At 63.4% G+C, this 14259-nt stretch carries 15 protein-coding genes; 4 read left to right on the top strand and 11 right to left on the bottom strand.

Translation table 11 applies throughout. The annotated features are described in order from the left end of the window. Positions 1 to 32: 32 nt before the first annotated feature. Positions 33 to 350 carry a hypothetical protein gene (locus QRN11_RS07180; protein ID WP_285250428.1) on the bottom strand — a complete coding sequence of 106 codons (318 nt, stop codon included), beginning with the start codon at positions 348 to 350 and terminating at the stop codon, positions 33 to 35. Between the two features lie 269 nt (positions 351 to 619). Here QRN11_RS07180 and QRN11_RS07175 point away from each other — a divergent pair, with 269 nt between their 5' ends. Further along, positions 620 to 940, top strand: coding sequence for a GYD domain-containing protein (locus tag QRN11_RS07175; protein ID WP_285250427.1), 321 nt, complete (start codon positions 620 to 622; stop codon positions 938 to 940). A gap of 66 nt (positions 941 to 1006) precedes the next feature. Here the strand turns inward: QRN11_RS07175 and QRN11_RS07170 are convergent, their stop codons facing one another. After that, positions 1007 to 1963 carry a lipid kinase gene (locus QRN11_RS07170; RefSeq protein WP_285250426.1) on the bottom strand — a complete coding sequence of 319 codons (957 nt, stop codon included), beginning with the start codon at positions 1961 to 1963 and terminating at the stop codon, positions 1007 to 1009. A gap of 101 nt (positions 1964 to 2064) precedes the next feature. On the opposite strand from QRN11_RS07170, the gene QRN11_RS07165 reads away from it, so the two are divergent. The 3 genes from QRN11_RS07165 (at position 2065) to QRN11_RS07155 (ending at position 4495) form a co-directional block, all read left to right on the top strand. Next, positions 2065 to 2313, top strand: a complete 249-nt coding sequence (locus QRN11_RS07165; RefSeq protein ID WP_285250425.1) for a toxin HicA — start codon at positions 2065 to 2067, stop codon at positions 2311 to 2313. Continuing rightward, on the top strand, positions 2314 to 2667 hold the full coding sequence (locus tag QRN11_RS07160; protein ID WP_285250424.1) for a type II toxin-antitoxin system HicB family antitoxin: 354 nt from the start codon (positions 2314 to 2316) through the stop codon (positions 2665 to 2667). A gap of 331 nt (positions 2668 to 2998) precedes the next feature. After that, entirely contained in the window at positions 2999 to 4495 is a 1497-nt protein-coding gene (locus tag QRN11_RS07155; RefSeq protein ID WP_285250423.1) for an MFS transporter, read from the top strand. Between the two features lie 58 nt (positions 4496 to 4553). On the opposite strand, the gene QRN11_RS07150 is transcribed toward QRN11_RS07155, so the two are convergent. The 9 genes from QRN11_RS07150 to QRN11_RS07110 form a co-directional block, all read right to left on the bottom strand. After that, positions 4554 to 5450, bottom strand: a complete 897-nt coding sequence (locus tag QRN11_RS07150; protein WP_285250422.1) for a ketopantoate reductase family protein — start codon at positions 5448 to 5450, stop codon at positions 4554 to 4556. A 139-nt stretch (positions 5451 to 5589) separates the two neighbouring features. Then, complete coding sequence (locus QRN11_RS07145) at positions 5590 to 6276, bottom strand: alpha/beta fold hydrolase (RefSeq protein WP_285250421.1); 687 nt, start codon at positions 6274 to 6276, stop codon at positions 5590 to 5592. 84 nt (positions 6277 to 6360) lie between these two features. Continuing rightward, complete coding sequence (locus QRN11_RS07140; RefSeq protein ID WP_285250420.1) at positions 6361 to 7104, bottom strand: SDR family oxidoreductase; 744 nt, start codon at positions 7102 to 7104, stop codon at positions 6361 to 6363. Between the two features lie 29 nt (positions 7105 to 7133). Continuing rightward, entirely contained in the window at positions 7134 to 7889 is a 756-nt protein-coding gene (locus QRN11_RS07135) for an SDR family oxidoreductase (protein ID WP_285250419.1), read from the bottom strand. Between the two features lie 122 nt (positions 7890 to 8011). Continuing rightward, a complete protein-coding gene (locus QRN11_RS07130) occupies positions 8012 to 8908 on the bottom strand; it encodes an RNA polymerase sigma-70 factor (protein WP_285250418.1) in 897 nt (298 codons plus the stop codon). Positions 8909 to 9164: 256 nt separating this feature from the next. Continuing rightward, positions 9165 to 10535, bottom strand: coding sequence for a hypothetical protein (locus tag QRN11_RS07125; protein WP_285250417.1), 1371 nt, complete (start codon positions 10533 to 10535; stop codon positions 9165 to 9167). Between the two features lie 313 nt (positions 10536 to 10848). Continuing rightward, complete coding sequence (locus QRN11_RS07120) at positions 10849 to 11745, bottom strand: DUF4352 domain-containing protein (RefSeq protein WP_285250416.1); 897 nt, start codon at positions 11743 to 11745, stop codon at positions 10849 to 10851. 227 nt (positions 11746 to 11972) lie between these two features. Next, positions 11973 to 13631, bottom strand: coding sequence for a thiamine pyrophosphate-binding protein (locus QRN11_RS07115; protein ID WP_285250415.1), 1659 nt, complete (start codon positions 13629 to 13631; stop codon positions 11973 to 11975). Positions 13632 to 13725: 94 nt separating this feature from the next. Continuing rightward, on the bottom strand, positions 13726 to 14256 hold the full coding sequence (locus QRN11_RS07110; RefSeq protein WP_285250414.1) for an Lrp/AsnC family transcriptional regulator: 531 nt from the start codon (positions 14254 to 14256) through the stop codon (positions 13726 to 13728). Positions 14257 to 14259: the final 3 nt, after the last annotated feature.

The following is a 14259-nucleotide window of genomic DNA, read 5'->3' as shown; positions in this document are numbered from 1 at the left end:
TGGCCGTCACTTAAAGGAGCTGTGCCCTGCTTCTAGCCGTTGCCCGCACCTTCTCCGGTGTCCTCCCGCATAACGTCCAGATTGTGGAAGGTCAACGGGCCGTCGCACAGCGACGCCATTTTGGCAGCGAACTCCGACGTTTCCGGGCGCCCGGAATTTTCCATCGCCGACTCGAAGGAATCGAATTCGACGATGGTGAAATAGGTTCCCGGGTGGTCCCTGTCCGCCGTGGCAATAATGCGGCGGAACGTGGCTGGGCGGCTTCCCTCGGTTGTTGAGGGACCGCCCAGCGCTTCGATCTCCTCGATGCGGGAGGTCTTGAATTCGATGATCTGTACAAACCCGGCCATGACGGCTCCTTTGCTACGGTGGACGCTGGTGCGGATCAGGCTAGTCCCGGTGCCGGGTGGTGCAAAGGGGAGAAATGCCCCTACTTTTGCCGCTGCGGTGCCTCCCGGCTCGTGCCAGTCGGGCGGCCTGCAGCCACGGCGGCGGCGCAGTTCCAACCACCCTCCCCGCATTGCCCCAACGGCGGCGCCATTAGGTATCCGGCGCATATTGACTGCCTGTAGTCGGAGGAATAGGTTCTGCGTATTGGGGCCACCAGGAGGGAAAGACCATGCCGAAGTATCTTTTTGAAGGAACGTACGTGGGCCCGGGCGTCAAGGGTCTGATGCAGGAGGGCGGCAGCAAGCGGCGTGACGCGCTGGCGGAGGCCCTCAGTTCGGTGGGAGGTTCGCTGGAGAGCTTCTACTACGCCTTTGGTTACTACGACGTCCTGGGCGTTTTTGAGGTCCCGGATGATGCGAGTGCTGCAGCACTGTCGCTGCTGATCAACTCGACGGGAAACGTCAACGTCCGCCTGAAGCCGCTGCTGACCGTGGAAGACCTCGACGAAGCCGCCAAGAAGACCCCGTCCTACCGGGCCCCGGGACAGTAGGGGAGTTATACACGTGGGTGGCGGGCCGCCGTCGTAATGTACGACGGCGGCCCGTCGCCTTGTGCTTCACAGGGGCGGCCAGTTCTCCGCGCCCGGTCCGTCGAACAGCGCGCTGGTGCTGCCCTGGGGCACCACGACGTGGACGGCGTTGCGCTGGATGGTGAAGTCGGTGGGCGTCGCGGCCGCAATCTCGCCGTCGAGGTTCACGGGCAGCGGCGGGTCGGTGACCAGCCGGACAGCCCGGCTGGTCAGGTGGTGCACCCGGTCGTGTTTGATGAAGCTTCCGTCCTTGAGCAGCCGCGCGATGCTCACGTGTTCCCGGAGCGGCCCGGCCACGATGGCATAGATGTCCAGGGTGTGGTCGTCGATCCCGGCCGTGGGGGAGACCGTGTTGCCGCCGCCGTAATGCCGGCCGTTGCCCACGGCCACCTGAAGCAGGTCCTCGAGCTCAATCGGCTCATGGTCACCCTCGGGGAATTCGAGGCGGGCCCGGAACGACTTGTGCCGGGCATAAGCCGATAACGTGGCGATGCTGTACACCAAGGGCCCGATGTACCGCTTCAGACGTGGGCTGAGGGCTTCCGTCACAGCCACCGACAGGCCCACGGACGCGACGTTGAGGAAGGGTTCACCGTTGGCCCGGCCGAGGTCGATGTCCACCACCTTCCCGTCGGCCAGGGCAGCGCAGGCGTCGGAAAGATTGCCCGGTATCTCCAGCGTGCGGGCGAAGTCGTTGGCGGTCCCCAGCGGAAGAACACCCAGCACAGTGTTGGTGCCGGCAACCCGGCCGGCGGCGTAGGACACAGTCCCGTCGCCGCCGCCCACAACCACCAGGTCGTGCCCGTCCGCAAGCACCCGGTCAAGCGTCCCGGCCAGGTCCGCCCCGGAGTGGACAGGATGGACGGAGGAGATGGGCACGCCTGCCTTGCGCATGGTGTCCACGGCAAGTTCGTGTGCCGCCCCCCGGCGTGATCCGGCGTTGATCACCACGGCGGCAGAGCGTGCGTCCCGGGCAGCCTTCATGTGGGCCATGTTAGGTGGTGGACCTGTGAATTCCTCTGGGGGTGGGGCTAAAACCGACCCACTGCTTGAGTTGTGGTGCCAAAAGTGGCACCATAAGGCGTGTGGCGGGGATCGATAAGATCGAGAAGCAAGCTAGAAACTCTCCTGAGAACGTCTCTTACACCGACATGATCAAGCTTTGTAGCCATTACTTCGGCGAACCTAGGTCAGGTTCCGGGAGCCACAACGCAATCTTCAGAATGCCCTGGGCAGGAGACCCCAGGGTCAATCTGCAAAACAAGAACGGCAAGGCAAAGCCGTACCAGGTAAAGCAAGCATTAGCCGCCATCGATAGGAGCAAGGAGAAGTAGATGTCCACTAAAAAAGCAGCTGCCGGGCCGTCTACGGTGGCGCAGTATCGGTACTCGGTCCAGTGGTCGCCGGAGGATCAGGAGTTTGTGGCCACGGTTCTCGAATTTCCTTCTCTCTCTTGGCTGGATGAGGATCAATTTGAGGCACTCCGTGGCATCGAGCGGTTGGTGTCTGATGTCATCGATGAACTCACCCAGTCTGGCGAACGCGTGCCTCAGCCAATTGCAACCCAGACATTCAGCGGCAGGCTCAACCTCCGGGTGCCTCCCGAACTTCACCGCAGGCTGGCAATTGAAGCTGCCAATCACGGAGTGCCCCTCAACAAGTACGCAACTGAGCGGTTGACGGCCTGAAGCGTTCACCCGCTGAGCCCCGGAAGCCGGCTGGCTCAGGAGCAGCTGCAGTCTCCGTGGGTATCGGCATGCAGGACGTCGCCAGCGGGCGGCTCTTGTACGACGCCGCGGTTGAGCAGGGGCTCGGGGTGCAGGTGGACATGGCGGGGTGATTGCATCCGTCGTCGGTTGGCGTACGACGGCGGCACTCCAGGAAGTGCCTCCCTTTCCGTTATTGCCACGGCGCGGCAGTCGCAGGATGATCGAAGGTGTTGGGCTCCTGCCGGCCAGGCGGGCCGGAAGAACGACGGCGCGTGCCCAGCTTAAGAACTGAGGCGGCGGTGAGCGGGCCATGACAGAACGCAACGGGCAGCAGCGGCGGCTGCGGGTAGCCGACGTCAACGTGGTGAACCACCGGACGCTGCGGAAGGCGCTGGGCGGCACCATCGTCGGCAACACCATGGAGTGGTACGACGTCGGGGTGTTCGGCTACCTCATCACCACCATGGGGCCCGTGTTCCTGCCCGAAGCAGACAGGGCAGTGCAAAACCTGTTCCTGCTGGGAACGTTCGCAGCCACCTTCATCGCCCGGCCCCTGGGCGGGATCTTCTTTGGCTGGCTGGGGGACAAGATCGGCCGCCAGAAGGTCCTGGCCATGACGCTCATGCTCATGGCCGCCGCAACGTTCGCCGTCGGCCTGCTTCCGGGGTACGAGGTACTGGGCCTGTGGGCGGCGGTGCTGCTGGTGGCCACCAAGCTCGTGCAGGGCTTTTCCACCGGCGGCGAGTATTCCGGGGCCACCACCTTTGTGTGCGAGCACGCGCCGGACCGGCGCCGGGGCTTCTACGTCAGCTTCCTGGACATGGGCAGCTACCTCGGTTTTGCGGCGGGCGGGGCGGTGGTGTCCGCCCTTCAGCTGACCCTGGGCCAGGAGCAGATGGGGGAGTGGGGCTGGCGGATCCCGTTCCTGGTGGCCGGTCCGCTGGGCATCGTCGCCGTGTATTTCCGGATGAAGATTGAGGAGTCGTCAGCCTTCAAAGCCACGCTGGAGGCCGAAGCCGCGGCGGCCAAGCGTCCCGGCGCCGAAGAGCTCCGTCCCGTGGGACCGGTGGGCATTGTGAAGGCCCACTGGCGGCCGCTCGTGCTGGCCATGATCCTGGCGGCGGCAGCCAATACGGTGGCCTACGCCCTGACGTCCTACATGCCCACGTATTTGACCAGCAACAAGGGGTACGACGAGGTCCAGGGGACGCTGCTGACCCTCCCGGTCCTGGTGGCCATGGCACTGTGCATCCCGTTCACCGGGCTTCTCTCGGACCGGATCGGCCGCCGCCGCGTGCTGTGGATCGGGGCCTTCAGCACCGTGGTCTTCGCCGTTCCCGCGTTCCTGGCGATAGCGGTGGGCAGCCTTCCCATGACATTGCTCGGCCTTGCCCTGATTGCCTTCCCGGTGGCGTTTTCGGTGCCGAACCTCGCCTCGGCGCTGCCTGCGCTGTTTCCCACCGAGCACCGCTATTCAGCCATGGGCATCGCCTATAACCTGGCAGTGGCCATCTTCGGTGGAACGGCCCCGTTCATCATCGCGGCCCTCATTGAGCTGACCGGCGACGATATGGCGATTGCGTACTACCTCATGGCGGTGGCCGTGGTGGCCGCCGTGGCCATCCGGTTCCTGCCCGAATCAGCCGGGCGGAACCTGCCCGGGTCGATGCCCAGTGTGGACTCGGAGGAAGCCGCCCGGAAGCTGGTGGAGACGCAGGACAACAACCCGTTGCTGGACCTGGACTCGCTGCCGTTCGAGAGCTTGGAGATCGCCCGGGATTCGCACAAAGGACGGCCCGGAAGGTGATGTAGAGCATGGACGTACGACGGCGGGACTTGCGTGAGTGCCGCCGTCGCCGATGGGTTCAGAGCTGCAGGCCGGCCCGGATCTGGATGAGAGTGAGGTCCAGCAGCGGAGTGGGAACGTTGAGGTCGCGGGCCCTGCGGGCGAGGTCGCCGAGTATGTGTTCAGCTTCGGAAGGGAGCCCCGCGCTGAGATCCCGGTAGAGGGAAGAAGTGAATGCAGAGCCCGGCTCGGTGAGTATGCCCACCGCCTGTGCATGAGCGGCGTCGGAAACTGGATGTCCCGCCGCGGCCGCCACCGCTTCGGTTTCACTGATGGCCTCCAGGATCCTGGACTGCCCGTCGGCCTCGATGATCCGTCCCACCGGCGCCCGGAACAGGCAATTGACGATCCCCGCGGCGGCGATGAAGGCCCATTTGTCCCACAGCGCGCCCCTTACGTCGTCCACTACCGAGAAGTCGACGGCGGGCACGTTCAGAGCTTCGGAAACCTCCGGAGGGACAGGGTTTCCGTTCAGTCCGCCAATCATGAGCGAAGTGAGGGGCATCTGCTGGCGAACCACATCGCCGTCGAGTGTGGCGACGATCCGGGCCAGGCCACCCAGCACCTGTCCGGGGTACTGCTGCTCTAGCCGGTCCACATGGGCCATGCCGTTGAGGATGGGAACGATGGTGGTTCCCGGCCCGACGAAGGCGCCGATCTCGCTGAGTACGCCCTCGAACGCCGTGGCTTTGACCGTGACGAGGATCAGATCGAAGGCCTTTGACCCGTCCGGTGCGGTGATGGTTTTCACCCGGTTCGTCCGGTCAGCGGTGGGAGAGATGAAGCGCAGCCCGTCGCGGCGGAGGACCTCCTGCTTGCGCGGACGCACCAGGTACGTGACATCCCGTCCTGCCTCCTGCAGGAGCGTACCGAACGCCCCGCCTGTTGCTCCGGCTCCGACGACGAGTATCCGCATTTGTGGTTACCTTTCCGGTGATTTTCGAAGAATGTTGACCGGGCAAAGGAGCCAGGAATAGCTGATGGGCTCCCATCCAGGGTAAAGGGGCTCCCACCGAAGATTAACGAAGCGCACGTGTTCCAGATACGCGTGCTGCTCAGAGCCTGTCCTGGATCAGGTAGTTGGCCACGGCCTCCGGGTTTGCCAGTGCCAGGAGGTGGCCACCGGGCACCACGTCCGGCTCCAGCCCGAGGCGTTCGCGGGCGACTCGTCGCTGGAAATCGATCGGAAAGAACCGATCTTCCTCTCCGGCGAGAATTCGGATGGGGATTTTGGGCCATTCGTCGAAATTGCACACTGACTCGAAGACTGCATTTGCCCCGGGGCGCTGATGCATTTCTCCTTCCGCGGCGACGTCCGGCGGGACGTCGTGGAGGAAGTAGGTGCCGACGTCGAACTCGGTACTGTAACCCTGGGCTTCCGCAGCGCTTCGCTGCGCCACAGCCCACCCGGTGTTCTCCCACCATGCACCGGGAGTCTCGCCCGGGACGGGGATCATGGCATTGACGAGGATAAGCTCTCGAACAGCCGTCCGGTGACAGACCAGCGGCGCCGTGAAGGCGCCCAACGATTGAGCGACGAGCACCACGTCCTCGCGCTCACCGATCGCCTCGAGAACCAGGTTCGTGTATTCGGTCAGACCGGCGCTTTCGTCGTCACCTGGTAGGTCGACGGCGACAGCTTCGTGGCCGGCTCTTCGAAGCAGGGGGACCACACGGCTCCAGTACCAGGCCGCGCCGCCTGCACCCGGGATCAGGACGAAGGTGCTCTCTGCTGGTTCCATCTGCTCATTCTCGCCCGAGGGCATGGAAAAGCGGAGCAGGGTGTCCTTCAGAGGCCGCTGTGAAGGACACCCTGCACGGTCCGGCTACTGCTGGTTCAGCCATTCTTCGAAGCGCGTGTTGTAAATGGTCGCTTCGCCTCCGGGAAGCAGTTCGCCGTCCTGAAGCATGGCGTTGAAGTAGCGCGCCGTGGGGTCAGTGACAACCTCGCGGGGGTCGCCACGGAAGCTGAGGCCCTTGCGGATGAGCTCATCAAGGCCGAACTGCTCGGGCCCGGCCACCTCAACGGTGGCGTTTTGTGGACTTCCGACGGCGGTGCGTGCAACAGCGGTGGCCACGTCATCGGCGGCCATGGGTTGGATCAGGGCGGGTGACAGTCGAACAGTGTTTCCCTCGGACGCGGCCTGGGCGATGCTCTTCACGAACTCGAAAAACTGCGTCGCATGAACAATCGAATACGGGACGCCTGATTCCTTGATGAGCTTCTCCTGGGCGATTTTCGCCCGGAAGTAGCCACTCTCGGCCAGGCGCTCGGTGCCCACCACCGACAGGGCGACATGGTGCCCGACGCCGGCGTCCTTCTCCGCGGCGAGCTGGTTGCGGGTGGAGGTGGTAAAGAAATCCAGCACGGCCGCATCTTCAAATGAAGGCGAGTTCGACACATCGACTACAGTGTCCGCTCCCTGCAGCACGTCCGCGAGGCCCTCGCCGGTGAGCGTGTTCACCCCCAAGTCAGGGGAGGCGGCCACGGCTTCGTGTCCGTGTTCACGGAGCTTGCTGACCAGTTTCGAGCCGATCAGGCCCGTACCGCCGATAACTACGATCTTCATGATCTTCCTTTCGATAAGTTTATGAGGGGCTACAGGCGGGCTTGGGACGTCGAGTTCAGCCACGCCTTGAGGGTGATGTCCCCAATGCGGGATTCACCGAGGGGAACGATGCTGGTCTCTTCGATCGGTATGCCGAAGTAGCCGGCTTGGGGATCTGCGAGCACCGGGCGGGAATCATTGCGGGCCGCGAGAACACGACCCACGAATTCATCAAGTCCGGCGCGCTCAGGGCCCGCCATTTCAACGACGCCCTCGATCGCGGGCGAGACGGCAGTCTCCGCCACGATGCGGGCAACGTCAGCGGCGGCCATCGGCTGCATCAGGTGATCTGTCACGTAAACTGACCCGTCGCGTGTTCCGGCGTCGGCGATCAGCGGGATGAACTCGAAGAATTGGGTGGCCCGCAGAATGGTGTACGGGACTCCGCCTTCCCTAACTGCCTTCTCCTGCGCAGTTTTCCCGGCGAAGTAACCGACGCCGATGCGGTCGGTTCCAACAACGGACAGAGCCACGTGATGCGGCACGCCGGCCCTTTTTTCGGCCGCGAGAAGGTTGCGGGATGAAGTGGAGAAGAAGGGAACTACTACCTTCTCATCGAAATCGGCGGCGTTCGTCAAGTCGACAACGACGTCCGCCCCGACCATCGCCTCATCCAGTCCCTGGCCGGTCACGGAATCGACCCCGGTGGAAGGGGACGCCGCTTTCGCCTCATGGCCCTGACTGCTGAGGATCTCCACAACCTGCTTGCCGATCAGGCCTGTGCCGCCGATTACAACGATCTTCATGATGATCTTCCCTCCGATAATGGCTGAGCGGAATGTAGTGACATTCCTTCCACCAGCTATGACCGGGTACCGGATCAATCTGTGACAAAGGCTTTGGAAAAATGCGCTGTAGGGCCGGCAGGTTAGGCGCCGACCCTCGTCACGCCGGAGAGTTTGTCTGGATTCATCGTCCACAACAGCCGATCAATACCATCGGCAGACGCCGTGAGCGTCACCACCGCAAACACCACCCCGTCCTGAACCAGCCGTGCCGAGGGCCGGCCGTTGGCCATGAACGGCTGGGTATCCACGCCAAGCCAGAAACGCGACGCGAACGCCTGGTAGTACTTCGCCACCCGTTCCCGTCCCACAACTGGGAACTTGGAAGCCCGGACCTTGCCGCCGCCGTCGGAGTAACTGACGACGTCGGCGGCGAACAGTGCCTCCAGCGCGGCCAGGTTTCCGGTCCGGGCCGCAGCCAGGAATGCCTCCAGCAGCTGCCGCTGTTCGCTCACGCTCACCTCGGCGCGTTTCTCTTCAGCAAGGCGTTTGCGGGCGCGGCTGACCAGCTGGCGGGCATTCCCTTCGGTCTGCTGGATGACCTCAGCGATCTGCTCATACGGGTAGTCAAACGCCTGTCGCAGCACGTACGCCGCCCGCTCGGTCGGCGACAACTTTTCCAGTACCAGCAACACCGCAAACTCGAGCGCTTCGCCGTGCAAGGCGCCCAGTTCGGGGTCGGCGCTGGTGTCCACAGGCTCGGGCAGCCAGGGACCTACATACGTCTCACGGCGGACACGTGCCGACTGCCCGACATTGATGGCTAGCCGGGTGGCGGTGGTCGCCAGGAACGCGGGTGCATGCCGGACCTGACTCCGATCGCAGGTCTGCCAACGGACCCAAGTCTCCTGGACGATGTCCTCCGCCTCGCTGACACTGCCGAGCATGCGGTAGGCGATTCCGAACAATCGAGGACGGACCTCGGCAAAAATTGTCGATGCCGTTTCCAATTCGTCCGTTGACCCGGCGTCGGCATCCATGCGCCCAATATTACTGCTGCGAGGATTTGACCCAGGCGGTGAAATCCCGGGGCGGGCTGGCATACGACGGCGGGCAGATCTGGCTATAAGTTGGTCTGCCATCCTTAACTGTTTCCTTGCTCTGCACGCTGTTTCAGGTCTCGTCGCCATCTAAGACCGGACACAGCTCGGACTTGTGACAGAAGAAACCGCGTCTCGTTCTAAGACATTGATGCAGATGCAGCGCCGTCGTATCCCCACCAGCCAGCGGTGTGGACTAGTTCCCAAGATCTATCTGGGCGTGCCAGTACCGGGCGTTGGTTCTCGAGGACGCCAACACCACCAGACCGGTTTGACCGTTGACGTTTTGTTTCGTTGACGTGGGGTCGTTGATGTCGTCGTCGGTGCTGCTGCTGATGATGGGCGTGCCCGCGCCAGGCGCGAAGGAAACGTTGTCAATCGGAGACTTCTTGTAATAAAGGGTGCCGCCTTCCTCAGGCGCGATTGCGAACATCCAGATCTGACCATGCTGTTCGTCGATCATCACCATGGGCCGGGTGTGGACGTCCTGCACTTCGCCAAACGCCGCGCTGGTCCATTGGCCCTTGCCATCGCGCACCAGGAGCGCCACCAACGTCTGGCCGACTTTTCGATTAGCTGTCTTGATCGCTGCGTAGAGGCGGCCGCTGCCGTCACTTGTGAGTTGCCTGAGGTTCAGGTGGTCGTTCGCGCATCCTCCGGTGCAGTTCTTTCCCCCTCCGAAGGCGACCTCCGTCTGCCACGCGTCCTCTGGCTGACCGTCCTGGTGGACAGCAAAGTAGAACCTCTTATGCTCTTTCCGCTGATTGCTCCACATAATTCCGATCTTGTCGCCTTGGAACGACGTGACTGCGGAGATATCGTCCGGGTTCACCTTGGCGTTGGGCGTCGGCAGGACGAACGGCGTCCCCCACACCAAGTCACTCGTCGTCGAGTGGTTGACGTAGACATCGTTGCTGTCGGCGGACGAGACGACGGTATAGGTGACCCAGAGCTTACCGAGCGAATCTTTGGCCACGGTGATCGATTCCGTGCTCCCGCGGTGAAGGGTGACGGGGAATCCGGCGTCCTGGGAGTAGGTCTTTGTCGACGCGTTGTAGCTGAAGCGGAGAAGCACTGCGGATCCGGAGGCCACCTCTTTCTGGGTTGGCGGCGCGGCCCACTCCGATTGCACAGTGGTGCCCGACACGATGTAAAGCTTGCCGTCCTTCTCGTCCCAGAGCGCGTCGCCGCGCGCACTCGGACGTTCGTCAACAACTGTGTCCGTCTCCTGCCAAGCCTGCGTAGCGGCGTCAAGCCGGTGGATCTTCGTCGCATGTGTGGATGGGCTCCACAACAGCCCCCACCAGCTTCCATCCTGGAACCAGAGCTTGCTTTGGGCCTTGTCCGCAGTCGGGGTTCTGACGCCGTCGCTTGCGTATGACGGGCCGGGAACTCCGACGTCGGCCGCCTGGGCGGGGACGGGGAGCGCGACGGTGACGGCTGCGGCGAGTAGCAGGGCGATGAAAAGGCGTAGCAAACGCATGATGGTGTCCTCTGAGATCTGTGGGTGGACGGGAGGCCGTTTCATCACCTCTATGCGGCAAAACTCTACGTCTGCGCGCTGCACCGTGAGCCCCAGGGGTACCAAAAAGGGGAGCCGAAAGGGGAGGGCATTAGGTAGCTGTTTGCAAACCCCGCAGGTGCCACCCGGGTCATGGAAATGCGCCGGCTTCTATAGCGTTCTTCACGTATGGGCACCCGGAATATCGCGGACATTATCGACCGCCCCTGAATTTGAGGAGCTGGAGCCTTTGCTCTTCGCTCATCCGGCCGGGGTGAACGACCGGGAATTGGAAGATGTGCCGGGAATCGATCGTAGTATCCCAACAAATCAAGGCCCCCGGTGACTACCGGAGGCCTTGATTTGTTGCGGACGAAAGCTATTTGACGGCGACGAAGATCTTGTCGGCGATCATGCCCGGCCGGACGGCGAGAACACCTTGGCCGGCTGTGGCGGACGGTACCTGAATGGCGATATTGCCGGTTGCTGTGCCGCCCTTGTAGAGGGTGTTGCTGTCGATGGCTTCAGGTGCAACGACATGGTGGTCGTACGCATTGATGGTTTTACCGTCGGCGGTGACGTAATCCACAGAGACGAAGGAAGGTGTCTGTCCATTGGCGTCGTCGCCGACGTACGTTGCCGAGTAGTTCACCAGGATGTATTCCGAGCCCGCAGCAGGAGCATCATTGAATTGGTTGGCCGCTACAACTGCATCGGAAGCCGCAAGGGTGACCGAGTTAACAACGACCTTCCAGTCCTTAGACTCCACCACCGAGCCGATTGGCGAAGGATTTTCACGTGTTCCGGCCTTGGCGCCGGGCTTTGCTGCTGCTGGAGCATCAGCACCTGCCTCACCGGTAGGTGCCGAAACTTTTGTGTCACCACCGCCGAAAGCGTCCTCGGCGGACGAGCTTACAACGGAGAAGAAGACAACAAAGCCGACGATGGTTCCCACGATCGACAAGATCAGGGCTGTGATGCCCATTCCCTTGGCTTTGTCTTTTAAGAAGAGAGAAACAATCGCCAGGATGAACGCAATCGGCAGCAAGACCCAACCGATAATGAGCGCCCCGGGAATGCACGCAAAGATGAAACCTGCAATTGCGGCAATAAGTGCAACGAGTCCGATGATATTTCGCTGCTTCTTTGCCTTCGCATACTCTTGAGGGCCCGAAGCGCCCGGTGGACCGTAGTTCGGCGGCATAGGTGGAAATTGCGGTTGCTGGTGGGGCGCAGTCTGCTGAGAGCTTGCCCCCGGAAGCTCTGGTGTAGTCATGTGATGATGATGACAGAATTGTTGGCTTTACGCATTCGTGGCCTTCACACGAAAAGGACTAGCCGATACAAGTTTTCGCCCATGTTTTCGCAGGCAATGCGCTCAATGTCCAATAAATCTTGCCCTAATGCTGCAGCAATAATTCGTTTCTATGAGGGAAATCCTGCACAAATCTTGATGTAATTTTGACGAAGTTGCATCTGCCGACCTCTGAGGATAGACGACGGTTACCCCGCCACCGCCGCCTTCGCCGCCTCCTTGGCGTTCATCCATTCGCTCAGCCACGGCGCCCGGACGCTGGACGTGATCCGGCAGTCGGCCACGAAGGTGCCCTTGGCGCCGGCGTCGATCCAGTCCGTGAGGGCCGAAAGGTCCGCCAGTGAGCGGATGATCGCCGACTCGGCACCCAAAGCGCGCGCAATGCCGCTGAAGTCCACCTCGGGGATCAGCATGGGCTTTTCGGTCAGGCCCTGGGAGCCGTACTGGTGGATCTCAGCTCCGTAGGCGGCATCGTTGTAGATCACCACGATGGCGCTCTTCGCCGCGCCGATCAGTGATTCGAGGTCGGCCAGGCCCATCAGGAAACCGCCGTCGCCGGAGGCCAGCACCAGGGTGCGGCCGTCCTCCACCGCCCGGGCCGCCCCGACGGCGCTAGCAAGGCCCAGCCCGATGGCCTGGAACGCGGTCCCCACCATCACCAGGTCCTGCGGCCGCGGAATGTTCCAGTACATCGGCGCCCAGCCCACGAAGTGCCCGCCGTCCTGGACCACCGTGCGGCGCTCCGGCAGAACGGCGTCGAGTGCCGTGGCGAGGGAGCGCGGGTCCAGGCGGCCGTCCGGCGTTTCGTCCGAGCCCGGGTGATGTCCCGGGCCCGTAGCCAGACGCTTAGAAGCTTCCGCACGCCAAGCTTGAGCCGAAGCCTCGCCATCAAGCATCTGAAGAAGACGTCCCGCGGCGGACTTCGCGTCCGCGCTGACGAACAGGTCCACCCGAGAGTTTGAGGGCTGCAGGGCGGTGTCGATCTGGATAACCGTGCTGTCCGGGCCGAGCAGGTGCCCGAACCGCATAGTGAACGGGCTTAGGCTCGCCCCGGCCACCAGCACCACGTCGGCCTCGCCCATGAGCCCGGCCGCGGTGTCGGTGCCGAAACCGCCGGCCACACCCAAGTACCCCTCGCCGTTGAGGAGGTTGAGCGCCAGGGCGGTTCCGGCGGTCAGGGCGCCGAGCCGGTCGGCGAGCTCCCTGAGTTCCGGGCCGGCTCCGGCGAGGTGCGCGCCGCGGCCGGCGAGGATCAGCGGGCGCTTGGCTCCGGCGAGCAGGCGGGCTGCCTGCGCAAGGCCGCGGTCGACGTCGTCCGTCACCTTTGCTGCCTGCGGCTCGGGGAGGTCTTCTTCCGCAGCCTCGAGTGACGCGAGGTCGTAGGGAATGGCAATCACGACGGCGGTGCGCTTGGTGAGAGCGTACTCCACGGCCTGCTGGGTGATGGAGCCGGCGGCGTCGCGGGTGACGGTGAAGGTGGCTGCGCCGAGGCCGGCGGCGATGGCGGCCTGGTCCACGTCCTGCGGCCGGGCGCCACTGCTCGGAGCGTCCCCGGTGACGAGCACGACGGGGATCTGCGCCTGGACCGCCTCGGCCAGGGCGGTGAGTGCGTTGGTGTAGCCGGGGCCGTAGGTGGTGGTGCCCGCCGCGAGCCGTCCGGACGTCCGGTAGTAGGCGTCGGCGGCGGCGATCGCGGCACCCTCATGCCGGACGGCGGAGAAGCGCAGGCCCATCTTTTCGGCGGCGTCCAGGAAGTAGACGTTGCCGTTGCCCATGACGCCGAAGACGTCGCTGAGGTAGCTGCTGAGAACCTGTGCCACGCGGCCCGAGACGGTGAGAGTAGTCATGCAGGAATCCTGCGGGGCAGCTTACGGATAAGCAATAGAGATGCGTCTGACTGGGATTATTGGCAGTCAGGAACAACAGTAATTGAAAATATGCCTACTTGTGGCCTGCGTCACCCGTAGTTTCGTCCGACGGGTGGGATTCCTGCTTCGAGAGCCGGTTCAGGAGGCCGTCGTACCGGGGCGGCATAAGTTCGACGACGGAAATGGCGGTGCTGGTCCGCTGGATACCGTCGATAGCCAGGATCTGGTTGGTGATGCGGTAGAGGTCGGCCGTGCTCCGGGCCACCACCTTGGCCATCAGGTCCGCGTCGCCGGTGGTGGCGTGCACCTCGATCACCTCCGGGATGGCCGCGAGTCCGTTCTCCACCGCGCCCGCCCGGGTCTGGCTGATGGCCAGCGAGAGGAATGCCATCAGGTCGTAGCCGAGCGCGGCGGGGTCCAGCCTGCGGCTGAAGGAGCGGAGGGCGCCGCTGCGCTCGAGCCGCGACAACCGGGCGTGGACGGTGTTTCGTGCGACGCCGAGTGTCCGGGAGAGTGCCAGGGCGCTGGCTTCGGGATCCTTGTCCAGGGCCAGGATGATCCTGCCGTCGAGGGAATCCAGGGTGCGGTAGTTAGCGATGGTCATATT

This window comes from Pseudarthrobacter sp. fls2-241-R2A-168 (assembly GCF_030209335.1).
Lineage (GTDB): Bacteria > Actinomycetota > Actinomycetes > Actinomycetales > Micrococcaceae > Arthrobacter.
Note: the sequence above shows the minus strand (reverse complement) of the source record. Positions and strands in the feature narration are given on the sequence as shown.

Bases quoted from the DNA above. Each gene is read 5' to 3' on its own strand.
- QRN11_RS07180 (WP_285250428.1), bottom strand. From the start codon at position 350: ATGGCCGGGTTTGTACAGATCATCGAATTCAAGACCTCCCGCATCGAG.
- QRN11_RS07175 (WP_285250427.1), top strand. From the start codon at position 620: ATGCCGAAGTATCTTTTTGAAGGAACGTACGTGGGCCCGGGCGTCAAG.
- QRN11_RS07170 (WP_285250426.1), bottom strand. From the start codon at position 1,963: ATGAAGGCTGCCCGGGACGCACGCTCTGCCGCCGTGGTGATCAACGCC.
- QRN11_RS07160 (WP_285250424.1), top strand. From the start codon at position 2,314: ATGTCCACTAAAAAAGCAGCTGCCGGGCCGTCTACGGTGGCGCAGTAT.
- QRN11_RS07155 (WP_285250423.1), top strand. From the start codon at position 2,999: ATGACAGAACGCAACGGGCAGCAGCGGCGGCTGCGGGTAGCCGACGTC.
- QRN11_RS07150 (WP_285250422.1), bottom strand. From the start codon at position 5,450: ATGCGGATACTCGTCGTCGGAGCCGGAGCAACAGGCGGGGCGTTCGGT.
- QRN11_RS07145 (WP_285250421.1), bottom strand. From the start codon at position 6,276: ATGGAACCAGCAGAGAGCACCTTCGTCCTGATCCCGGGTGCAGGCGGC.
- QRN11_RS07140 (WP_285250420.1), bottom strand. From the start codon at position 7,104: ATGAAGATCGTAGTTATCGGCGGTACGGGCCTGATCGGCTCGAAACTG.
- QRN11_RS07135 (WP_285250419.1), bottom strand. From the start codon at position 7,889: ATGAAGATCGTTGTAATCGGCGGCACAGGCCTGATCGGCAAGCAGGTT.
- QRN11_RS07130 (WP_285250418.1), bottom strand. From the start codon at position 8,908: ATGGATGCCGACGCCGGGTCAACGGACGAATTGGAAACGGCATCGACA.
- QRN11_RS07120 (WP_285250416.1), bottom strand. From the start codon at position 11,745: ATGACTACACCAGAGCTTCCGGGGGCAAGCTCTCAGCAGACTGCGCCC.
- QRN11_RS07115 (WP_285250415.1), bottom strand. From the start codon at position 13,631: ATGACTACTCTCACCGTCTCGGGCCGCGTGGCACAGGTTCTCAGCAGC.
- QRN11_RS07110 (WP_285250414.1), bottom strand. From the start codon at position 14,256: ATGACCATCGCTAACTACCGCACCCTGGATTCCCTCGACGGCAGGATC.